The sequence below is a fragment of the Tengunoibacter tsumagoiensis genome, assembly GCF_003967535.1.
Lineage (GTDB): Bacteria > Chloroflexota > Ktedonobacteria > Ktedonobacterales > Ktedonobacteraceae > Tengunoibacter > Tengunoibacter tsumagoiensis.
Window position 1 is genome coordinate 3,088,960 of record NZ_BIFR01000001.1, and the last position, 23,610, is coordinate 3,112,569.

General features: G+C 49.2%; 14 protein-coding genes. 3 read left to right on the plus strand and 11 right to left on the minus strand.

All coding sequences use genetic code 11. From position 1 onward, the window contains the following. Positions 1–56: 56 nt before the first annotated feature. From EL628_RS12225 to EL628_RS12265, 9 genes are all read right to left on the minus strand, one after another. Entirely contained in the window at positions 57–1,412 is a 1,356-nt protein-coding gene (locus EL628_RS12225; RefSeq protein WP_126580222.1) for a tetratricopeptide repeat protein, read from the minus strand. Between the two features lie 24 nt (positions 1,413–1,436). Next, positions 1,437–2,648, minus strand: a complete 1,212-nt coding sequence (locus tag EL628_RS12230; protein WP_161975454.1) for an efflux RND transporter periplasmic adaptor subunit — start codon at positions 2,646–2,648, stop codon at positions 1,437–1,439. A gap of 129 nt (positions 2,649–2,777) precedes the next feature. Next, the gene (locus EL628_RS12235) at positions 2,778–3,881 is read right to left on the minus strand and encodes a lysylphosphatidylglycerol synthase transmembrane domain-containing protein (protein WP_126580224.1); all 1,104 of its coding nucleotides are present in this window, start codon (positions 3,879–3,881) and stop codon (positions 2,778–2,780) included. A gap of 106 nt (positions 3,882–3,987) precedes the next feature. Beyond that, positions 3,988–4,962 (minus strand): NAD-dependent epimerase/dehydratase family protein, encoded by a 975-nt coding sequence (locus tag EL628_RS12240; protein ID WP_126580225.1) that lies wholly within the window; start codon positions 4,960–4,962, stop codon positions 3,988–3,990. A gap of 97 nt (positions 4,963–5,059) precedes the next feature. Continuing rightward, entirely contained in the window at positions 5,060–6,286 is a 1,227-nt protein-coding gene (locus EL628_RS12245) for a glycosyltransferase family 4 protein (protein WP_161975455.1), read from the minus strand. A gap of 125 nt (positions 6,287–6,411) precedes the next feature. Next, on the minus strand, positions 6,412–7,464 hold the full coding sequence (locus EL628_RS12250) for a glycosyltransferase family 2 protein (RefSeq protein WP_126580227.1): 1,053 nt from the start codon (positions 7,462–7,464) through the stop codon (positions 6,412–6,414). Between the two features lie 260 nt (positions 7,465–7,724). After that, on the minus strand, positions 7,725–9,530 hold the full coding sequence (locus tag EL628_RS12255; RefSeq protein ID WP_161975456.1) for a serine/threonine protein kinase: 1,806 nt from the start codon (positions 9,528–9,530) through the stop codon (positions 7,725–7,727). A gap of 38 nt (positions 9,531–9,568) precedes the next feature. Beyond that, the gene (locus EL628_RS30130) at positions 9,569–11,926 is read right to left on the minus strand and encodes a BACON domain-containing protein (protein ID WP_126580229.1); all 2,358 of its coding nucleotides are present in this window, start codon (positions 11,924–11,926) and stop codon (positions 9,569–9,571) included. A gap of 414 nt (positions 11,927–12,340) precedes the next feature. Next, complete coding sequence (locus tag EL628_RS12265) at positions 12,341–15,064, minus strand: DUF8815 domain-containing protein (protein WP_126580230.1); 2,724 nt, start codon at positions 15,062–15,064, stop codon at positions 12,341–12,343. A 233-nt stretch (positions 15,065–15,297) separates the two neighbouring features. Between EL628_RS12265 and EL628_RS12270 the strand changes: the two genes are divergently transcribed. Next, positions 15,298–15,798: a DUF6992 family protein gene (locus EL628_RS12270; RefSeq protein WP_126580231.1), complete on the plus strand. Its 501-nt coding sequence runs from the start codon at positions 15,298–15,300 to the stop codon at positions 15,796–15,798. Here EL628_RS12270 and EL628_RS12275 read toward each other — a convergent pair. Beyond that, a complete protein-coding gene (locus EL628_RS12275) occupies positions 15,759–18,176 on the minus strand; it encodes an Eco57I restriction-modification methylase domain-containing protein (RefSeq protein ID WP_126580232.1) in 2,418 nt (805 codons plus the stop codon). The two genes, EL628_RS12270 and EL628_RS12275, sit on opposite strands and share 40 nt — an antisense overlap. Before the next feature lie 132 nt (positions 18,177–18,308). Further along, positions 18,309–20,717: an Eco57I restriction-modification methylase domain-containing protein gene (locus tag EL628_RS12280; protein WP_126580233.1), complete on the minus strand. Its 2,409-nt coding sequence runs from the start codon at positions 20,715–20,717 to the stop codon at positions 18,309–18,311. A gap of 184 nt (positions 20,718–20,901) precedes the next feature. On the opposite strand from EL628_RS12280, the gene EL628_RS12285 reads away from it, so the two are divergent. Together EL628_RS12285 and EL628_RS12290 are read left to right on the plus strand one after the other, a co-directional pair. Further along, positions 20,902–21,558, plus strand: a complete 657-nt coding sequence (locus tag EL628_RS12285) for an FKBP-type peptidyl-prolyl cis-trans isomerase (RefSeq protein WP_218028903.1) — start codon at positions 20,902–20,904, stop codon at positions 21,556–21,558. Positions 21,559–21,837: 279 nt separating this feature from the next. Next, the gene (locus tag EL628_RS12290; protein WP_126580234.1) at positions 21,838–23,220 is read left to right on the plus strand and encodes a solute carrier family 23 protein; all 1,383 of its coding nucleotides are present in this window, start codon (positions 21,838–21,840) and stop codon (positions 23,218–23,220) included. The last annotated feature ends 390 nt before the right edge of the window (positions 23,221–23,610 follow it).

Consider the following 23,610-nt stretch of genomic DNA (forward strand, 5'->3'; position numbering starts at 1 on the left):
CTTTCAATCCAATGCATACGCTGCGGAGATCGGTGGACTGGGCCAGGCAAAGATGCCTAGCGCAGCCCCGAGATCTCCTCACGAGCCGTGTTATTGCGAAATTCAGGATCTAAATCCTGAGCTTTAAACATATCATCATGAGCTTCAACGTATTTTCCTTCGCCTATTTTGCTTAATCCAAGGTACGTATAGGCAGAGGACTGGATATCGCTATTGGCACTTAAGGCAAGCACAACATTCATCTGTGTATCGCAGGTAGTATAATCATGCAGATCATAATATAATCTTCCCAGCATATAATGGGCATAGACGTTGTTGGGATCGGCCTGAAGCATAGCGTTCAACCAGGTTATGGATGGCTCTTCTCCTGGAACGCGCAGATTAGCGGCTCCATTGAGTGGATGTGGTTGTTCCGACAGATTCTGTAGCGTAAGATCGACTTCATCTGTAAACCAATCCGGTACCTGATTATGTGTTGCCATCAATCCTTCGCGTAACTCTTGATAAGCAGAGAGAAAATCGTTTTGTTGGCGATAGAAAGAGGCGAGGTAAGCCCGGCTAGACAGAACAGGCTGATTGGGATACACATAGTACCAGGCCTGCCCACGTTCCAATTGATAGGATGGAAGTTGGGCCAGGGATGGGTTGAGATTTTGAGCATAGTCCAGCCAGGTAAGCGCGTTCTCATAGTTTCCAATGGAGAGCAGATGCTGAGCTTCATAATTGCATATGAGCGCGGCAGGTCCCCGTCCCAATAGAAGCAGAAAGCCCATCGCCATGCCACTGACAATCCAGGGCGTCCACCGTGAGCGCCGTTGCTGCATTGTGGAGCGTGGAAACTGTCTGGCAGCGATGAAGAATAGCAGAGCGCCAACCAGAGAAGTGAAAAAACCTGGTCCAACCTGATTACAAAACAACAGCACCCGACTGGAGAGATCCAATGGATCAAGTGAGCTTAACTGGATTGGAAAGAACTGAGCCGAGCTGCCATAGCCAAAGTGGCCACGAATAAGCATCGCCTGTCGCTCATTCCGATTCAACAGTGCCACACCCTCCATATCGTTGTAGAGGTACTGAAGCGCGAATAAGGTAGCTGGAAGCAGGCTAAACAGTCCTGCTCCCTGACAGATTCGAGCTTCACGACCGTGTAACTGAGGCTGTTGCCAGCGCCGCCAGACGATCCAACCGGCCAGGAGGGAACAGCAGAGGCAGAGCAGGCCATAATTGCCCAGATGGATAGGCCATGCCAGGTCGATAGGAACTTGCCAGGCGAGCATTAAACTATGTAAAGGATCATCGAGCCAGGGTAAGAAGCTTGCTGTAAGCATCACAAGGCCAGCCAGAGAAGGGATCACAATCTGGTAAGGAGCCTGGCGCATCAGCAAGCGCCAGGAGTGTTGTGGGATCATCATGACTCTCACTTTCCAGTCGTGTGTTTACTGTTCTGTTGCAACAATATGGATCTCTTGTGCATTGGTAAGAATTTTATTTAAAGGAAGGAGCACAATCAGCTCATTGGGCGTCAATCCTGAATCAATAAACACGGTATTGTCGGATCGACCCACCACATGAACGGGCTGCATATAGGCATGATTATCGCGAATAACGAAGACCGATGACTCATGATCAGGATTAAGCACAGCCAGGCGAGGAACAACAAAGGCATTGACCTGGCCCTGGACGGTGACAAAGGCGTTCATACCTGCGAGAAGCGCCTGTTGTGTATTAGGTACCTGAATCCAGACACCAAAAGTATCGGTCTGCGGATCAGCCTGTGGAATAATCTGAGCTACTTTTCCGGTCAACGTGAGGTCCGGGAGAGCTGATGGGCTCACCTGAGCAGGCATCCCCACATGGATAGAATTGAGGTTGTTCAGAGGGATCTTCGCACGTACGACCACGCTTGATTGATCCATGAGTGTGAGAAGGATGGTATTTGCGGCAAAGGCCTGTCCAGAGTTCACATTAATCGCGGTAATCGTGCCCTGGATAGGGGCAATCAGATTGCCATCCCGGGCAGAAGTCTGAGCTATCAACGCATTATAGTGGTTCTGAGCTACCTGGAGATCGTGCTGCGCTGCGGCAACTGTTACGGCATTGTAAGGAAAGGCCCCTGCTACAGAATTTAAGTAGCTTTGTGCGGCACTGACATTACTTGAAGCTTGATTGAGCTCTGCATCCAATTGAACGGTATCTAACTTGATCAGAGCCTGTCCGGACTTCACCTGATCGCCAGCTTTTACCAGGATAGAGACAGCGCGTTGGGCCACAGGATACGTAATATTCACCTGTTGGAGAGGGTAGACCACGCCGCCTCCACCGATGAACTGGGTGGCCAACTGCTGTTTGTTAATGCGGAAGGCGGTGACATCACGCTGAATGGCCCAGTACTTATAAGCAACAGTTAGACTCAGGGAAGCGATAATCAGCAAGGCAGCAACGACTGCCCCTGTCAGTAGCAACTTTTTCGACGGTTTACGGCGAGACAATCCTGGATTGGTCGGACTTGTCGGACTTGTCGGTTCATGTCTGGCGCGTTTATGGGTGACAGCAGAGATGATAGCAGTCTCCTCAAAATTCGACTGGGGTGAGGTCTCTGCATCAGATTGTATGGGATCATCGAATGTTTGGGTATTCCGATCGCTCATTGTTGTTGTGCTCCCTCCGTTGGTATAAGCTGCCAGGACAGAGAATGTGCAGCTCATATCTTGTCGGTAGTAGAAAGGTGTGTCGTGAGTAGGAGAACCTGCTCACTTTCTCTCCATCGGCAAAATTGTTCAGGCTGTGAGTTCTTTTGATGTCAAAGTTAAAGAAGAGTCAGAAATCTCTTTTTTGCGGGCTCCCATCAAGAGGTAAATGCATCCACCTAAAGCTCCCAGGAGCAGTCCCTGGGCATCAGCCAGCAGAACCAGGACCAATGCGGTAGTAACTGGGACATGCATAGTCGCAAAAATGGAGACGAAGGCAGTTTCGCGTAGCCCATAGCCATTGATGGCAAAGGGCAAGAATGCAATCAATGACACAAAGGGTATAGCGACGAGGTAGAAGGCAAATGGTACCTGAAGGTGCAAGGCAGTTGCGTAGGCATAATAATTGAGGGCTGAGATCAGATGGAAAATGAGCCCATAGCCCACCGCGATAGCCATCGAACGCGGATGCGAGAGACTTCCACGAATCGCCTGACCCACACGAAGTAATGATGAGATCATCTTATGTTCCAGCCAGTGGATCTTCAGAAAGCGAGGGAGGAGCAGGACGCTTCCGTAAGCTGCTCCCAGGATGGCACAGAGTAAGATGCTTGAGAGCAGAAAAAGCCAGATGATCTCGCGCGAGAAGATCCCATGCCAGATGATGACAGAAGGGATAGAAACGGCGAGCATCCCAATAAAACCCGTCCCACGGCTGAGTAGAACCGCACTTGCCGAACCAGCAGCATTTTTGCTCTCTTTTCCCACGTAATAGGCCTTGACGATATCTCCTCCCATGCCTGTAGGGAGAAAATGGTTGAATGCGTGGCCAACCAGGTAGAGATTGACTAAACGGCGCAGATCCCAATGAATCTGTTCAGTATCCAATAGCGATTGCCATTGGTAGGCGCTCACGATCACTCCGAACATACCCAGGACCAATCCAATCAAGAGCAATCCAGTATCTAGATGAAGGATATTTTGTACGACCGCCGTCCAGGAGACGGAACGTAATAAAAACACAAACAGGAGAACAGTACAGCTCAGCCGGAGCGCAAATTTGAGCCAGCGGCTACGTTCGGGATGTTGAGGAGGGGTAGCTGGTGGACGTATATGTGATCGTTCAGCCGCATGAAGCGGTAGAGGTGATTGATAGTCAGGTGGAGATTCCTGAGTGAGAAATGGTGTACCCATCAGTTTTTACAGCTCCTTTAATAATCTATAGCGTGCAAATGAAGGGCGCTGCTCCAGTAGCCTGAGAGAGCTGCCAGGACAGCGACCCTATGATGACAAGTAATCGTCACGCAATCTGCAATTGTTTGTGTGATGACTGATACAGTGAGCGTGCAAACTCAAACTCGTGCGCCAGTCCTTTGCGAAGCGGGACCTGTGGTTGATAGCCAAGGAGCGTCTGTGCTCGTTCGGTACTGGCAAAGGTGTGGCGTACATCGCCATGTTGTTTATTCTCAAAAACTACCTGAAAGGGGCTGCCGCTGATCTCACGGAGTAGATGTAAGACATCTTGCACAGAGACGCGTGAGCCACCAGCGATATTCATAACCTGACCAATTGCGGCCTCCTGGGTAGCGGCCAGCAGATTGGCCTCGACGATGTCCGTGACATAGGTGAAATCTCGCGTCTGGAGGCCGTCATCGAAAACATGGAGCGGCTCGCGGGTCAGAATCGCCTTACAGAAGCAATGAAAGGCCATATCGGGGCGTTGACGTGGCCCATAGACAGTAAAGTAGCGTAGAGAGACAGTTGGTACACCAAAGTTATGATGATAAAGCGAACAGAGATGCTCGGCTGCTAGCTTGGTTACCCCATAGGGTGAGTAGGGATGATGGGGTGCATCCTCGCTAATTGGCATAGTGGTTGTATCACCATAAATGGAAGAGGAGGATGCATAGACGATCCGTTTGACGCCACCGACAGTGTGAGCTGCCTCTAACAGGCGCTGAGTCGCCAGAACATTGCACTCAGTGTACCGTGTAAATTCGGCACCCCAACTGGCGCGAACCCCTGCCTGAGCCGCCTGATGAAAGATCCAATCTGCTCCCTCGACCAGAGGGCGTAGAAACAGATCAACAAGATTCCCTTCGACAAAAGAGAAACGTCGCCAGGAGCGTGGCCCCTCGAGATTACGCTCTTTCAGACTCCGATCATAGTAGTCGATAAACGCATCAATGCCACAGACCTCATGCCCCTCATGGAGCAGGCGTTCTGCAAGATGAGAACCAACAAAGCCAGCAACACCAGTGACGATACAGCGCATACAGTCCTCCTTTAGGATCTGTTCGAATGAGTCGACATTCATGAAAAGGTTTCACCACCCTGTATGAAACCTTTATTTTCAGAAGAGTAAAAAGAGGTCAGGCGACACAGGAGAGATCTTTCGCACGTTCCTCAGTCGTCTCTCGCGTTAAAGCTTCAGCAGCGAACTCCCGTTGCACCTGTGTACTCTTCTCCAGGAAAACAGGCCAGCTATAATGAGACTCGGCAAAGTGTTGGGCATGTACTCCCAGTGTTGCCGCCCATTGGGGGTGCTGTAAGAGCTTTAACGTTCCTTGAGCGATTCCCTCGGCAGTGGGAGGAACAAGCATAGCAGTTTCGAGGCTCAATACTTGCGTCTGAGAAAAGATGGCGGTCGCCAGAATGGGCTTCCCTGCACGCAAGTAGGTATAGAGTTTTAAAGGGGTATTGGTGCCCTTACTGCGTGGACTGAGCAGAATATCCGCCACCGCCATATAGAGTGGCATCTCTGCAAGTGGTCGCTGTCCCGTAAAGGTAACAGCATGACTGATCCCTAACTCCTGAGCCATTCTTGTAAATTTTTCAACCTGTTCTGGTTGACCACCAACCAGCAGATACTGTGCATCAGGCTGCGTTGAAAGCACCGTTGGGATGCTGTGTAGAAGCATATCAATGCCTTGATAACTTTCGAGTGTCCCCGTATAGAGCAGCACTGGCCCTGAGCCAAGATTTAGCTCATAGCGTAACTGTGCCACTTCACGTGGATGAGGAACAGGCAAGTTCTCGTCGACAGCAGAGTTCTCGATCATGTAGATGGGCGTTGATGGCGACATCTGGCGAGCACTTGTCTCTATATCAGGACAGATGGCAATGACGGCATCAGCATGGCGAACCATCAGTTTTTGAACAAACTTCACCAATTGGATGAGCAGGGGGTTAGTCGTAAATTCGCTACTGACAATCTGCTGTGATAGATCGGAATGCATATAGTAAAGATGTTTCAAACCAAAGAGCGAGCCCAGAATCATTCCTAAAACACCCGCCTCCTCATGGGTATGAATGTACGAATATCGTTTGCTACATAAGCACCAGAGAGCGACAATGCAGAGCAAAAGATCCAGCGGTATTTTTGCCAGAGAGGGGCCAACCTTCACACTTTTGATCCCGGGCAGAGAAGGGATACGAATAATTCGCAGGCCTGGTAGATTGACAGGTTTTCCCAGATGATAGGTCACGAGATCAATCTCAAAGCCCATGCTTATCAGCGCCTTAATATGATGATAGACAGCAAATGGAGCCCCCCTTTCTTCCAGGAAGGGCTGTGGGGCTAACATAAGTATCTTCACGCGAAAATTCCTTTCATGAATTGTTCTTACCAACACATTGTGTATTTTGAGAGGAAAAAGGCAATTGTTAGAGGAGCCGATGATAGCTCTACTATGAGCTATCATCGGAGGCGAAAGAAGAAAGATTAGGGATGGATCAAGCTACTCTCTTTTCCATTCTGTCGCGTTTTCTCCTGATTATCAGTCTCTTTACGCTCTGAGACGGCTCTGCCATGAAGATGCTCTTTTAAGACATAGATGGATTTCTGTTGTGATTCATAATAGGTGCGCATGAGGAGCTCTGCCAGTAAGCCCTGGAGGAGTGTGAGAATTCCAAAGCCGGAGAGCAAGAGCGAGAGAGGGAAGATGGTTGGGCGACTGTGTCCCTGGCGAATGGGGAGGAGCGTGCGTCCCAGTGCATAAATGGAGAAGCAGAGCCCTAATGAGAGCGAGCTTAATCCAAACATGCCAAAGGCATAGAGAGGCTTAGTCGCAAAGCTTCCCAGGAATTTGACGGTGCAAAGATCAAGAATCACACGAAAGACGCGCGAGATGCCGTATTTTGATGTACCAAATTGCCGGGCATGATGAGTGACCTCAATCTCGGTAATAGAGGCTCCTACCAGTGCTGCATAAGCAGGAATAAAGCGATGCATCTCTCCATAGAGCCGGATATGCTTGAACACCTCATAGCGATAGGCTTTCAGTGAGCACCCATAGTCATGAAGCTGGACATGAGTAACCTTCGAGATGAGCCGATTGGCGATCCGTGATGGCAGTTTACGGCTCATCTCTGCATCCTGCCGATCTTTGCGCCAGCCACTTACGACATCAAACCCTTCTGCAAGTTTTGCGAGCAGGCGTGGAATATCACAGGGATCATTTTGTAGATCGCCATCCATAAAGATGAGAATCTGGCCTGAGCTGTGTTCGACCCCGGCAGCCATCGCAGCCGTCTGACCGAAATTGCGGCGGAAGCGGAGGACCTGCACATGTGGATCTGCCTGAGCCACACGTTGCAACTGCGCAAAAGTGGTATCACGGCTCCCATCATCAATATAGAGAATCTCATAAGAAAATGCTTGCTGGACCAGCACCGCATGAAGGCGTTCATGGAGCAGGGGAACATTTTCCTCTTCATTGTAGAGTGGAACAATAATGGAGACGTCACATGTTCGTCTCTCGTTGAGCTTTACCACACTTCTCTCCTTTGACGCACTTTCATTTTCTCAGTGGAAAACGAAAGGCTAGAGATGACATTGGATGTTCAAATGTCTATAGATAGACAGTGGATTGAAAACACTGCACTATCAATGAGATATCGAGCATCTGAGCCATTTTCTGAAGAGTCTGTACTGAGAGAAGGTCGTCAGAGGCCGCTATGATTGTCTATCCACAATCATAGCGGCCTCTGGAGCCCGAATATATCGTTTCTAGCGAAGAGAGGTTATCAGGAAGGTTATTTGGAGAGAATGCTCAATTGAGTCGTACCAACGGAAAAGTTTGCATCTTTGCCTGCGAAAAATAAACCTACTTTGCCACCTGAATATGAGGTATCAGTTGTCGTTGTCTGACCGTTGATAGCGATAAGCTGATCATTAATAAAAAATTGAAAATGGCCATGATTGGCGCTCACTTTAAGCGTATTTTTGGTCGCATTGTGAATAGCTGTTGAGCTCCCAGTACTGATAGCTTCCGATTGTTGTGTATCTGTATTGTACTTTAACAGGCCATAGGTCTTACCGTCGCCGCCAAGGACAAACGCGTAATAGCTTGTCAGATGATTCTGATCATCAATATTCAGGTTAAAGCTTATGCCATAGAGAGCAGCTGTGTTGCCATGATTCAGCGTTAGTTGTGAACTCAGTGTAAAGATTGGAGGAAGATCGTTTTGGTCCTGGGGATAAGGGAAATGGCTCTGATCATCATCAACGGTGATCTCATAGGTATGATTGGAGATCTGAGCCTCCAGACCATTATTTGTCATGCTCCAATTGCGTCGATTATCCTGGAAATTTTCTGTAAAGTTTGCCGAGGTTATGGTCTGATTGCTCCCTCCAGGAAGTGAGAAGGAGAGGTGAAGCAGAGGGAAGAGTTGCCAGCTGGCCACCCCTAGCGCGATCAGGATCACAAGGGGTATGAGCGATTGCCATGGACGGGATCTTTGTTTCGTTGGAATGCGCCGTAGACCTGGCACTGCCGCGACTGGAGGAGCCGTTAGCGTTGTTGGTCCGGCCTGTTTATCGGACACAAAAGGATGAGCATAAAATGGGGCGATTGAGTTGCGGGCCGATGGTTGTGACTGTGCCGAACCAGGGGGAAGAAAGACTGGTTTATCAACTTGAGGAACAGGAGCAAGAGAGCTGCTAGAAAGTGCAGATTGTGTCATTTCTAAGGCCTGAGCCATCTCTTCAGCTGATTGGAAGCGAGCAGCTGGATCTTTTGCCAGAGCCCTGGCTGTAATCTGAGCCAGGGCAGAAGGAACGAGTGGATTGAGCTGTTGGACTGCTGGCGGAGGGGTCTGGATATGCTGGAGTATAATGCCAACTGCCGTATTGGCGCGAAACGGAGGGCGTCCCGTGAGCATCAAGAAGAGGACCACTCCTAGCGCATAGACATCTGTACGAGCATCAACCGTCTGTCGTAGCGCCTGTTCAGGAGCCATGTATTCTGCGGTGCCCACAATTTGATCGATGCTGGTCAATTCTGGCGCAGCAGGTGTCTGTCGAGGCACTTGTGGATTCCAATGAGACGTATCTGTTGGTGTATCAAACAGCTTGGCGATGCCAAAATCAGAGAGCAGAAGATGATCAGCATTATTCGCATCCACCAGCATATTCTGTGGTTTGACATCCCGATGAACAATGCCATGTTGATGGGCATGGTGGAGGGCGCGAGCCATCTGTAAGGTATAGGTAATAGCCTGTTGATAGGAAAGGTTCTGACCATGTAAGCGATCGCGAAGCGTCCCTCCTCCGATATACTGCATAGCCAGATAGGTAATATGCTGCTCTTCTCCAAAATCATAGACCGAGACAATATTTGGATGATCCAGCTTCGCGATCACGCGGGCCTCCAGCTCAAAACGAGCCTGGAAGTCCGCCTGATCGGCGATCTGTGAAGAGATCACCTTAATGGCCACATCGCGCTGGAGCCGTGTATGAGAACCTTTATAGACGCTGGCCATGCCACCCTGACCGAGTTTCCCCTCAATGCGATAGGGCCCTAATTTTTTTCCGAGCAATGGATCTTGTAGCTCTGCCATAATTGCTTGTCTCATCCTTTGCCTGATAGATTATTATGTCACCCAATAATGGTGCAGGTCCAGGGAACCGTGACGGTGTTGGCTGGCCCGGTGAAAATGAACGTTGTTGCGACCTGGCAAGAATTCACCGTCGAAGGAATGGAGATCTTAATGACCAGAGATGTTCCTGGAGGGATAGTGCCATTTGAGAGTGTATTTCCTGCCGTATCGGTAAACTTGATACCTGCGATCCCATTGCTACTGGCGGTCCAGGGCAGACTGGCTATTCGCGATAGATTTGTCAGTGTCACACTACAGATCCAATTTTGCTGGCGGTCGATCGCGCACTGGGTGCTGCCATTTGAGAGTGCAGTGGGAGAGACCTGTAATTGTGGGGCGGGCTGTACCGTCAGTTTCACGGTCACCGTCACCTGACTGGAGCCATTGGCAAAGGTCAGTTGCACCTGATAAGAGCCAGCCTTTAACTTTGCCTTGATATTGGTTGCAGTAACGATCACATTCTGTGTTGCGCCTGCATTGAGCGTTCCTGAGCGTGGATTGACATCAAGCCAGTTGACCGTTGCATCACTGCTGGAAACATTCCAGGTATTCATTTGTTGACCACAATTGGTAATGAGCAGAGATTGTGGGCTATCATCACGCGTGTTCTCTACTCCAGTGAATTGCAGCATATTAGGGGAGACGCCAATGCATCCCTGCTGGACGGTGAGCGAGATAGAGAGCGTGACACTCTGTTGATTGGCTGTATTTGTAAATGTGACCACTGTCTGATATTTGCCGGCTGCCAGTGTTGAGCCCTGGGCACTTACCGTTACCTGTTGTGAATTTGGAGCTTGTATCTGCCCGGATGTTTGATCGAGTTGCAGCCAGGGAGACTTCTGTTGGTCCCAGGAGGCGGTCCACTGAATGAGATTTGTGCCCGTTGTTGTGAGGGTAACCTGCGAGGAGACAGTCTGGCTACTCCCTTCACCAATGGGGCCCAGATTAACAATATTAGGTGTAACGCCACTGAGTGCATCTGGGATAGGTGTTGGCGTGCTTGTTGGCTGCGGCGTTGGCGTTGGGGTTGCTGTTGCACTGGCAGTTGGGGTCACCGTTGGAGTGGCCGTTGGGGTTGGGGTAGTGCCATCTCCGGTAACCGTGATAGAGAGTGACGCGCTGCGCGGGGTGAGACCTTCATTAGCCTGAATCCGATGGAGCCCTGGTCGCCAATCCGATCCAACAATGATCGTGGCATCGAAGGTTCCACGATCCGACGCTGTTAATGAGGCTGTGTCAGTCTGTGCGTTGACCAGTTGTTCTTCCAGTATAGAGGTCTGTACAGCAGCCTGATGCACACGTCTGATTGGCGAGGGAGCTTGAACGACCTGTAGTGAGATCCCATCATCGCGTGTCAGTGTAATGTTGAGATGAGGGACAAAATTTGTGCCATGAAGATGAAATTTTCCACCCTGGGCGACACTGGTTCCTCCACTCAGGGAAAGGGCAGGTGCAAGGATGGTAAAGCCAACTCCAAACAGGCCCGCAAGAATCAAAAGAGGGATAAAGACCAGGATCATCCAGAGTGAGCAGCCACCTGGGGCTGGCCTGGGTGGTTTTTTGGGGCCGCTACCCGTTCCCGGCTGGTATGGTGCCGGTGGAGTGGATGCGCCAGGCAGCGTTCCTCCCTGCGTGGAGAGCCCTCTTGGTAGGTAGATGGGCGGTGCTGCTGGAGGATAAAGAGGCGAGGGCGTTACGGTGGGAGCCCCCTGCAAGCGTGGTGCACGAGAGACAACTGGAGCTCCACGCTGAGCAGGACCAGAGCCATCAAACAATGGAATGCCGATCAAGCCTTTGCGCTCTTCCTCCTCATCTTCCTCATCAGTGAGAGAATCAAAGGCTGCACGCTCCTTAAGAAGGGTGGGTTGATCTGTAAGAAGAGTAGGCTGATCCATAAGAAGGGTGGACTGATCTGTAAGAAGAGTGGGCTGATCTGTAAGAAGGGTAGGTTGATCCTCATCCGTGTTAGAAGATGGAAATGTTTGTTGTGTTGGCCGGTCAAGATAGTCATCAGGTGCATGGAGAGTAGGGTGGTCGAGATAATCATTATCAAGATCGAGAACGGTTTCATAGTGAATAGGATGATCGTCCATATCATCCTCTAATGAATCCTCCTGGACAGTATTATGGAGCGAACCAGTCTCCTGGTGAAGAATTGTTTGTAATTCATCATCATTGCTGAGTTTGGTAGCCTGATCATCGTTGCTGGAACTGTGTACTGAGGACTGGGCTTGCAATTTGCCTGTTCCAGCTTTTTGCGTAGAGTGAGGGGATGTGCGACGCGGAGGGCGCCCACAATCTCGACAGAAAGCAGCATGGTTTGGTAAAGATGCTCCACAAAATTCACAGACGCGCATAACAGTTCAATCCTCTCTGCCCGGCAGAACTATTTTTCTCTAGATATAAACGCACGAGCGAAGCGCTTATCGGGCCTGTGTATCCTTCCGGCTTTTGGGCGAAACGGAGTTGTTGCTGTGCTCTTCTTTGCGCTCGTTTCGTTCTAAATGCTGAGCTATTCGGTACTGTACTACAAATGGAGCTTTTTGACCATAGGGAGCCCTTTTAGAACCATTCACCCCGGCTTTTTCTGTGCCTGTGCTTTCATTTTGATGAATGAATCAGGAGGGATTCGCGATCAAAACAGCGGGCGACAGATTCTTTTTTCTTTGGGTTAGCTCCTGAGCATGCTGGCCAGGACAAGAGCCGATGAATTTGTAGTCGAAACGCTAATCATGAACAGAGGACAATGTGGTTCATGACATAGGGATGTTTTAGCGATCTGAGACCCCACTAAGCGTCAGACTGGGTTTGCTAAAAAATATCTGGGTGGTGCTACGACTGGAGAGTTGGAGCAGAATGCGCCCCTGGCTGCCAGCATAGGCGGCCAGATTATCCGTAGTAAAAACGCTCTGTGAAAGATGGATATCCTCCCAGGTATTGGTCTGCCAATTATAGAATTGCGTGCGGATTGCGCTTGTACGTGTAGACTGATCCGATGGAACCCCTGAAGGATTCACGATGAGATCCGGTACTGTTACTGTGATATGGTTGATATACGTTTGTGTAAGATTGGGCAGAGGCAATTCAAACGTCATCGAGCCCATCGACATCGTATAGATGCCTGGTAAGATCATAGCAGCATCATAACTTTGGATATTGACAATGTGCCCGGTAAAAAAATTGAGTGGGGTCTGCAGGAGCCCTGAGAGCTGGAGATTGACCGGCATGCGGAGAAAATTTGTCTGTGTGCCCATTGGATATGAGCCATTGACAGAGACTGCAAGCGATCCACCGGGTGCCTGATCGGCCCAGCCAATGAGCGTTGCGGGAGCTCCTACAATCAAGAGAGGATCATAGTCCATCCGTAATTTGGGATTAGGCACCTGTCCACCAGTAATGTAGAGGCTGCCGCGACGAGGAATTGAATGGGTGAGGCAGGAGCCATTGCAGGCAGGGTAATTGTATCCACCCCCACTCAGAGCCGATAAAAGAGTACTGTGACGCTGTAACTGCGACTGAGTCTGTGGATGCAAGACATCGGTGGGATATGAGGGCGTAACATGATTTTGATGGGCAATCTGATCTGCAATGGTCTCTCCGCTATCGGGAAGGGCACTATGAAGTGGAAGATCTACAGTGCGCGTCTCATTACTCTGAAGATCACCAAGCGCTACAAATGTATGAGGGAACAGGAGATAGAGATCGTTCAGCGCTGTTCCGAGCGTATTAGAGATCGTCCCCTTTAACCGATTATTGACGAGTGAGAGATGGGTTGAGAGCGAGCCGGAGAACTGGCGGTCCTGCTCTGAGATCAGTGGGTGAAGCGACCAGGCCCCTGAGCTATGAAGCTGTAGAGTCGTCTGATTCCTGGTTGTGACAATGGTTGTTGGCGTATCATCCTTATATGTAATTGCTGGATTCTTCGTAAAGAAAGGTGCTGAGAGCGGTTGGGAAAGGTTTACGCCAGGAACCTGGATCGTAAAATCTCCCTGATCGGGCAGATAGAGCCCATGGTAAGAAGTAATATGGGCAGAAGTGCCATTCTGATCCAACTCGAACAGAGAAATACTGTTAGCAGTAATCGAAGCCTCCTTCTGATAGAAGGCGAGGCCATACGAAAGAAGCGTAAAGAGAACAATGCCACTGATAAGAATACGCCATGTGCTCCAGGTTGGGAGTTTCCAGCGTCTCTGTAAAAAGATGCGCCCTGGCCCAAGGATCAGAATGTAGGCCAGAAGTAGTAGCCCGAGGGTCCAGGGGAGAAAAGAGGTCTCAGGTTGAATTAAGCGAAGCAGGCCACCATTGCGTAAGATCTCACCCGGTCCCGTCGGATAATTTTCTGCTGTATTAGAGATAATCAAAGCATTGCCCAGACCATGAGTGAAAAGTATCTGCCAGAGATCTTTTGTGTGAGGCCATGTATCGAGAGGGGGTAAAGCTGGATCAAACGCCAGATAATAGATGCTTCCCGAGCCCTGGTGTGACTGCACAATCAAAGGTGTGGTCTGAGCTGTGGTCTGAGCTGTAAGGAGTGTTTCCGTCATTGAGAAGGTGGATTGTGTTTTGATCGTCGCAGTGCTGGCAATCACCGAATCGGGCGTCGTATCTGGGGCCGTTGAGGTATTGAGCATTGGCGGTCCCGTCAGAGGCAGCAGATGCGTCCTGTCGGGAAGAAGACCAAGGCCATTGATCGCCATTGGCAGCAGATCAGGTGGCAGTGGCTCAAGCGTCTGTCGCCAATTAATCCCACCGACCTCAATCAACAGTCCTCCACGATTGACCCAACTGCGCAATGCGTCAATCTGCCGATTATTGAGAGTGGCCGTAGGAAAATCATCGAGCAGCAGCACGTCAAAATTTTCAAGAAGACTCTCTTGTGATGGGAACGTATTCGCATTCAACAGCGTGCGAGCAGGCATAGTAGTCTGATTTGGCAGGCTTATAGCCTCTAGAGGAGAAAAGTCAGCATTTGCATCAGCAAGAATACCAACAAACAGATCGCCGGATTTAATTTCGCTTCCGTCTTCACTTACCTGGGACGCAACGACATGGCCCTGTCTATCGAGAAGAGAGGCAAGAAAGCCACGTGCGATTGAGAAACCCATCGCGTGCGGCACATTAAGGGTCAAGCGTTTATTTGAATTTTGTGGCAAAGAGACCACTTGCGTAAAATTCCAGGGCGAGACCATATCGATCAGAGATGCCTCTGAACTGCCTGAATAGGTTTTTACGGAGAGCGTCCCTTCAAACGTTGGACCCGTATTCGTTAAAGTCACAAGAATGGGTGTCCAATAATTTGTGCGATAACTGGAATTAAAGCCCATGTGAACCTGAAGAGTAGGGGATGTCTTTGTTGGGCGAGGGATAGAATGAATGAATAAGAGGGGCCCACACAGAGCAGCTAAGGCCAGCCCAAAAGCGACGATAAACGAGCATCCTATCACCAGCGTGCGAATACGGCGAGAGAAAAGCCAGGGTGAATGGCTTTTTTGCATGTTCAACAGCCTTTCCTTGTGGTAAAACCGCTTCAGGAGATGGACAAAAACACACCATAGTTCGTGTTTAACAGATCCGCTTTAAAAAAAGAGCATCTGATAGACAATGACATTTTGTGTAAGAGAGGAACAAGTCATGTATTGATGAGAAGACATACAATTTTTTCACCCATAGTAATACTAAATTTTTGGAAAGCATTTGTCTAGTACCCAAAACGAAAGAAGGACGTCAAATGAAGACAACCTTTTACCACTACCAGCACAGGCGTATGACAGTGCTCGCGGCCTGGGGAATTGGCAGCATCCTGAGTGGAGGCCTGTTATTAAGCACGAAGAAGAACGTCTTTTGGAAGCAGTTCGGTCTCCAGTTTCTGTTATGGGGCGCGATCGATGCGGCTATTGCGTTATTCGGCAGCCGTAGCGCACAGCAGAATGCCCAGAAGGTACAGACAGGAGAGATATCAGCCCTGCAACAGCAGCGCAGCAGCCAGAGCTTCTTGAGGATTGTCTTTCTCAATGCCATACTTGATCTACTGTACATGGGAAGTGGTCTCTGGTTAGTGCGACGCTATCAGGAACGTAAGGACCGCCAGGGGATGGGCCTGGGCATCCTGCTGCAAGGCACCTGGCTCTTTCTTTTTGATAGCTTTCTCACAATCGAAAGTAGACAGTTTAGACAGGTAGCAGAAAGCGATCAGAGTGTAATCTCATCATTAAACGAAGGAAGGTCATAGCCTCCCAACCGATATTTGAGATCATACCGAAGAATAAATGCCTGTTCCGCTTCGGAAAAGCCATAGTATTGTCCAAGCGTTTTATCGATTGCATCGATGATTGGCTTGGACTTTCTGGCATAGATCGTATAACTGCCAGTAGAGCCACGGGTACGATGCTGAGCATGACGTGCGAAATCTTTCATTAAGAGTGAGCATAAGTCCTTGAGCCTCTGGCGGATTGGACCTGCTTCGGGATAGGTAAAGTGAAAACCAAACAACATATAATCTTTGAGATTGAACGTATCAAATGTTACCGTGTAATACCACCAGAACAGCGAGCTATTAAAAAGGGCGACAAAGATATCGCGGTCGTATGCTTCTTGAAACGAGCAGACCTTGTTTGAAGTGGTACTGTACGGCCACGGAAAGTTAAGAAAAACCTTCCAATACAGACCGCCAGCTGTGCGATAAAACATGCGATTCTCATTAGCGACAGCCGAGAGATAGTGTTTGACACAGACATGCTGAAATACTTTTTGGAGCAACGTATTCTCTAGAGCATGTGATATCTTTGGATAATAATGTTGATTGGCCGGATCGGTGGGAGCCGTAACTGGACAGTAGCGCAAGCGCGCGAAGAGCAGATGACGATGTTCATGGGACCATTTATGGAGCTGTGTGCTAAAGCGCTGTGTTTCGCCCTGTGTTTTAGCGAGAAAGATCGCTGTGGGAATACTGGCGACCTTTTGTCCTGAGAACAGCATTGCAGGTCGAAAGTGATAAAACGAGACCCAGCTTGTAGGAAACCACTGCTTAAAACCTTCGAGAAAAGGCTGCATATTGCGTGTTGCAAAAGCTGCCAATGGAACGATCATCCCATGGCGACCGTTAGGTGCAAATAAGCGATATCCCCGCTCAATCATACATGGGTAGAGATTGGAGCATGCAAGCGTTGAAAAATCCTGGAGTGTATAGGGAAAATTCTGTCCTGTATATTCTACATAGGGAGGGTTTCCAATGACTGCCTGGAAACCTCCATCGTCAAGAAGAGGGAGAAACGAACGATACCATAAAGGCAGAGGCAAAGAGGGTGTGAGCGTCTGCAAAACATTACCAACCTGAAGTTGTGAATCAAGGGAAGGGAGAGCGGTAAGATCGTTGGTAGATTGGACACAGGCCAGTAAATGGAGATAGAGATGAAACTGGCAGAGCTCGATTGCATCAGGCATAATATCGATCCCATACAGATTATGGGTGAGAATCCATACGTGTATTTCATAGTCAGAGCCTGGTAATGGCTGATCTGCTCCAGCGAGCTCATGGGTAGTAAAAGCTTCTTGTAGACGATTGATGCATGTCCGATAGAGAGGGGCCAGCAGGTGCAGCGCTGCCACAAGGAACGCACCAGAGCCGCAGGCCGGGTCAAGAATCGTAAGTTTCTGGAGGCAGCGATAAAAAGCCATCAGGTGAAGGGGATTGCTAATGTGGAGTATCCCATCAAGTGCTAGCTGGCAGAGATCGAGATTATAAGTAACGCACTGATCGATCGAGGTAATCACTCCAGCCTGTAATTTTTTTACCAGTTCATCATAATGAGCACGCCGTTGGAAGCCTTCCTCAATAGACTCATCTGCGAGTGCGGTGGGTGTATGAAGGACAGAAGCGAGATATCTCTCAGGCTGTACTTGTAAGCAACGCCAGAACGGAGACGCTGGTAAAAGCAGAACAGGACAGCTCTGCTCAAGCTGGTCAAAGAGAGCAGGGATAACCGTATTCATAACAATATAGGTGGTTATATCTCGCTGTGTATAATAAGCGCCCATATGGCGCTGATTGACGAATTGTTCAAAGATTGCCCCCAGAATAGCCGGGTTAAGCTCGTGTGAATGGAGATGCGGGCTTTCCGTCAGACGCCACTCATAGCCATCAAAAAAGCGAAATAAGTGCTCGAAAGCCTGATCGGGAATGCAAAAGCGTAGCTCTCCCTGGAGCTCCCAGCTACGGAGAGTAAAAAGGCGACAGTCGAGAGAGGGAAGCTTGCCAAACAACGTCAACAGTTCATCTGAACGTTCAGAGGTATGTAACCCTTCGGCGAAGAAACGCAGCAGGAACGAGCGATAGAATGCATCTTTCCCCAGAAGACGTTGTGAAAGCGCCAGCCGTGCCGAAAGATAGTCCCTCTCACCATTCAGAAAACCCTTCCGCTGCAAAAAGTAAAGAAACATCAAACGATTGAAGAGCAGTTGAGCGTAGCTCTCAATAGTTTCAGATGTCGAGAGAGGAGCATGATCATGTATAAAGGAGAGAAAGCGCGTTCGTTCATCTTTAAATGAATTATAGAACTGCTTTGTAATCTTTTCTGTGGTAGAATGCACATTTTTAGCATGAATAGGCACGATATATTTGTCCCTAAAAGTAGAATAGACACCCGAATAAGATTATGTACCATTATTTTTTGTCTACCTAAAAGAGAATTTCATGTGTCTATCATAAATTCTGGCGCATCATTTGTAAAGTGGTAATATTAATTATTTTCCGATAGAATGATGTATAAGAGAGCCTCGGCCCATTCGATATTTGAGCTCATAGGAAAGAAGGAAAAGAAGCTCTTCCTGTGTAAAGTGGTAATACCGAGCGAGCGTGCAATCAATTTCATCGAGGAGAGGCTTGGTGGGAGCCATATGATATTCCGTGAGTTCGATTGTTGTGGATGTGCGCGGAACGCGGGGATTGCGTGTACTGCGTTGTGCGTACAGCTGAATCTGTTCTTCCAACTGGCAGGCCTGATGGGCCAGCTCGCCACTGGAGAAGAGAGCAAGCGGGAACGGGAAAGAGGTCACGAGCTGATGGGCAAGGTGAAAGCCATCCGAAAAAGCGGCGAACCAGCTATAGAAGAGCGAGCTATTCATCAATGCCATTACCGTCAGAGCCTGCTGTGCACACTCAAAAAAGAGTATGCGTCCATGAGGCGGCATCATCTCCTGCCCATTCTTTTTATAGAAGGGGATATGGCAGATGGCCTTTAGCCAGTAATTGGTCGCTTCTTGATAATACACAAAGTAAGGAGTGCGGTGTGGATACAGAGCGCTTGCGATAGTGCGATGCGTATTCAGCTTACTGATCTTAGAGATAATGGTCTGATGGATCGAGGATGCATATTTAGGAAACGCTGCTGGTGGACTATAGTCCTGTACAGGAACATAGTTGAGAAGAGAGAAGAGGAAGGGGCGCTCTGCACTGTACCAGTGATGAACCTTGGTGACGGTCAAACGGCTGGTGGTCACGGATCTACTGCGGTGAAGTAAGCAGATTGAGATGCGTTGAAAGGCCCCTTCAAAGAGGCGATTGGGGAAGATCTCAAAGTTTGCCAGCCAGAGCTGTTGAGCCTGTTGCAGAAGCAGGGTACGTAATTTTTCAAAGCGGCCACTTCCACACAGACTAAGCGGGACAATAAACCCTATATAGCCATTGTCAGCTCGACTGAACTGCACAGCTCTTTCAATGATAGCTGCATAGAGATTGCCATAGTTCATCGCTTCAACAGGCTGCCCGGCATTGTGACATTCGATGTAGGGTGGATTGCCGACGATAAGAGAGAAGCCACCCTGTGCAATGACAGGTGCAAAGATCTGCTCCCATGGCGGGTTCGTAGTAGTCTTGCTCATAAGCATATTGCCCACCAGAATCCGTTCCAGACATACATCAGAGCGCGTTATCGTAGTACATGGGGGAAGACCGGCCAAAAGGAGCAGAGAGAGTCGCAAACGGCAGAGCTGCACAGCTTCGGAATCGAGATCGACTCCATAGAGGTTGTGAGCGATGATCTGTGAACGAATAAAATAGGTCTGATTAGGAGCCTGTTCAAGCAGAGCACAGAGCGTCATATAGTGGTTGAGAACCGTCAGATCCTCGGGCTGGGGCAACGAAAACAACCGTTCAAGGCATGCTGTATAGAGAACTTCAAGCGTGTTTAAAGCGCTCAACAAGAAAGCTCCACAGCCACAGGTTGGATCAAGAATGCTTAATTGCTCAAGAAGTGCATAAAAGCAGAGGAGCTCTGCTGGATCGGTGAGCCTTTGCAAAAGATCCAGCGTCATCTGAAGAAGATCGAGATTACAGGTGACTAACTCATCAATGTGAGCGAGCTTTTGAGCCTGGAGCAGAGTAATGAGGCGATGGCACCGTTGTTGGCGGGCCTGATATTCATGTTCACTCTCTTCTGGCAAGCGTTGAGGTGATTGAAGGGCAGCCGGGATATAGCGCTCGGGCTGTTGGGTTAACAGACGGCCACAGAGGATATGGAACTGTGACGCTGACTGCAAAAAAAGCTGAAGTAGATGAGGAAGAAGCGTCTTATGGACCAGATAGCCGCTAACGTCATCGGGCGTGTAATAGGTTCCCTGAGCCTTTTGATCGCTTTGCTGCTCAAACAGGGCAGACAGAATCTGCGTATCTAATTCATCTACCTGAACATCGTGGCCAACAGTCAGCTTCCAGCGATAGGCAGTGCAGAGTTGGTGCAACTGAAGAAGCAATGCATCCGTCACAATACACTGATCCTCAATTGAGTTAGGCCGGAAGAGCACCAGAAGCGAATGAAAAGGAGCTTCTGGTATACGTGAGCAAAGATGAGATTGAAGAGAATGGCAGAGCGGTAAAAAAATAGCTCGATAGAGAGAACCATCACCCTGGTACTTCTGGCTCATTTGCCTTACCATAAGCGCTGAATCGCACAGTTCTGTTAACCAGCCAGAATCTTCTAAAAAAAACAGCACAAAGAGGCGCGTAAGCAGGGTATGCAAAAACAGCGAATGCTCTTTGGGGGACATTGAGCACTGAGAGAGGAGTGGAGAAGCTCGTAAGATACGCTTTACCGTATGCAGAAAATGTTTTCTGGTTTTCTCTAACCGATTATCTATTCTCTCTGTTTGCATCATCCCTACCCCTACTTCACCTGTTCAGACGAGTAATGCTTTTACTTATAATTATTGTATCCAGAGTGTCAAGGATAAGAAAAATGCTGTTCCTGCATGGGTGAATGGCTACTTGCCAGAAAGGGAAAAGAGTGGTAACCTCATCCTGTTTACAGTATGCCAAAGATGCAGAGGAGAGAATGATCCCATGGCGCAAACGATGAAAGATCCCCCCCCAACTCCGAGAAAATATCGGCCGGGACAGCGACAGCAAGAGCGCTTACAGCGTCAGGCGCGGCGGCGGCGGCGCTGGCAGATTGCAGGTTCCATCATAGCTGCTTTATTGCTAATAGCAGTTGCCATTCTCGGAATTTTGCAATATCAGCGGTATAGTAGCGATCAGGTTGCGGCTGGCTATGTGCATGCAACCGCGACCGCACATGCTTCAATCACGCCTACCCCTGTTGTGGGAGCCCCGACCCCACCGGCAGATACCCCGCCACAGGTGTCAGGAACACCAGTTAAGCAAGCAGATGGACTTGAGTATATTGATACCAAAGTAGGAGTCGGTCCAGCAGCCAAGGCTGGTGATTCAGTTGACGTGCTCTACACAGGCTGGGTCCAGAGCACCGGGAAGAAATTCGACAGCTCATATGATGATGGTGGCAAGCCATTCAATGTTTCGCCGCTTGGTCAGGCACAGATCATACCAGGTTGGAACGAAGGGCTGATTGGTATGAAATCTGGTGGGACGCGCCGTTTAATTATCCCGGCCAGTCTGGCCTATGGGGCACAGGGTCAGGGCCCAATTCCACCCAATGCTACGCTTATCTTTGATGTCACTGTCGTGGCGATTAACAAATAAGAGGGCGGCCTCTTGCGCCCTGCCTGGACAGAGCGAGCATGCTCTCAAAGATGCTTCAGAGAACCTCTACACTTTTTGTGGTCAAGAAGTGTAGAGGTTCTTTTGGTATGGAAAACCTATGGGGAGCGCAAGAGCCAGCGCATGAGTTTTAGTAACCTGTTTGCTGACTTTGACAAGATTCTGAGTGGCTCGTATACTTCCAGCGATTTCAAACCGTTTCAATGTGATAACAGTTCTGGAAGAGGCATCTATGAGTGAGACAAAGGGGAGATCAAAGGAATGACCATGAGTGATAAATCTGGCTACTTCCTTCGATGGAAGGTGAATACAAGCGGTGGAGTGGTTGCTCCTGATGAGCGCCTGCCATGGTGGCCAAGTTTATTGCTGGGTTTTCAGCATGTGCTGGCGATGTTTGGCTCGACCGTCGTTGCTCCTATCTTGATGGGTTTTCCTCCCAATACAGCGATCCTCTTTTCTGGTATTGGCACCCTCATCTTTTTTCTCTTCGTTGGGGGGCGTGTGCCCAGCTATCTTGGCTCGAGTTTTGCTTTCCTGGGAGTGGTTGCTACTGCGACGGGGCATCAACTTGGGACAGGGCCGAATCCTGCTATTGCAGTGGCCCTGGGTGGTATTATTGGGGCAGGTGTGGCATATGCTATCATCTCTATCATTGTATTAATTGTCGGATATAGCTGGTTAAATTATCTTATGCCTGGAATTGTCACAGGGACGGTTGTCATGGTCATCGGCCTGAACCTCTCCACGTCTGCTATCAAGCAGGTAGCAACTACTCCTTTTGATGCCTGGATGGCGCTAGTTACGATCATAGCGGTTGCTCTGTTTTCCGTCTATGCTCCTGGCCTGTTGCGCCGGTTGCCTATTCTTCTAGGTGGCATTGTGGGGTATGTGGTGTATGGCCTCCTGGGATTGGCTGGGATTGGCTCAAAAATTGATTTTACTCAGGTGAATAAGGCGGCATGGATAGGTGTGCCGCAATTTACGACTCCCGTCTTTCAAGCGAATGCGATGAGCATTATTACTCCCGTCGCTATCATTCTAGCAGCTGAAAATATTGGGCATATCAAAGCGGTTGGCGCAATGACTGGATCTAATCTAGACAAATACCTGGGACGTGCCTTCATGGGTGACTCTGTCGCTACGATCCTGGCGGGCTCTTTTGGGGGAACCGGTGTTACGACGTATGCTGAAAATATTGGCGTCATGGCTGTTAATCGCGTCTATTCTACGCTTATTTTTGTGATCGCCAGCTGTATAGCGATTCTCTTCAGTTTTTGTCCGAAGTTTGGGGCTATTGTGAGCACTATTCCGGCTGGCGTATTTGGAGGACTTTCTCTTGTGCTCTTTGGCCTTATCGCCGTCACAGGAGGGCGTATCTGGATTGAGAATAAGGTGGACTTCTCAAAGAGTAGCAATCTTATCCCAGCCGGTGTGGCCTTGATTATCGGCGCTGGCATGACGGGTGGGCTGGCTGTCCATTTTGGCACGATTGCTATCGATGGTATCGGACTGGCAACCTTTGCCGCCATCATTCTTCACCAAATTTTGAAAGAGCGCAATCCTCAACCTGATGAGGCAGTCTTTGCGGATGCAGCTGTAGGGATGGACCCTACTGAAGGGCATATAGATACGGAAAAAAGGTGATAGCACCAACTGGTCTATGCTCTATGTGATCACTCAGAACGGCCAAAGAATGGTCGTAGTTTGCCCCCAGAATGTTATTGCGTTGGTCAGTACAGATCGTCCAAACCGTCCAAAAATAGCCCTTGACAAATGTCTCGTTCATGTGTATACTCCTAACAATTTGAATTACCTATCCGAGTAGTAAAGGCATGGCATCCGCATGGTTTTCGCACACATTTTAATGAGAATGAAGAAGAGAGTAGAAGGTCCTCATCTCAAGCATTCGCAATGCGGGCCAGGTGCTTTGTTTTGGAAGAATGGTTCTTCCTCACCCCATTATTTTTCGGGGGTGGGGTTTTTTTTTGAGCTGCGGGGCCTCTGCATCCAGCAGAGCATAGGAATGTAAGCTTT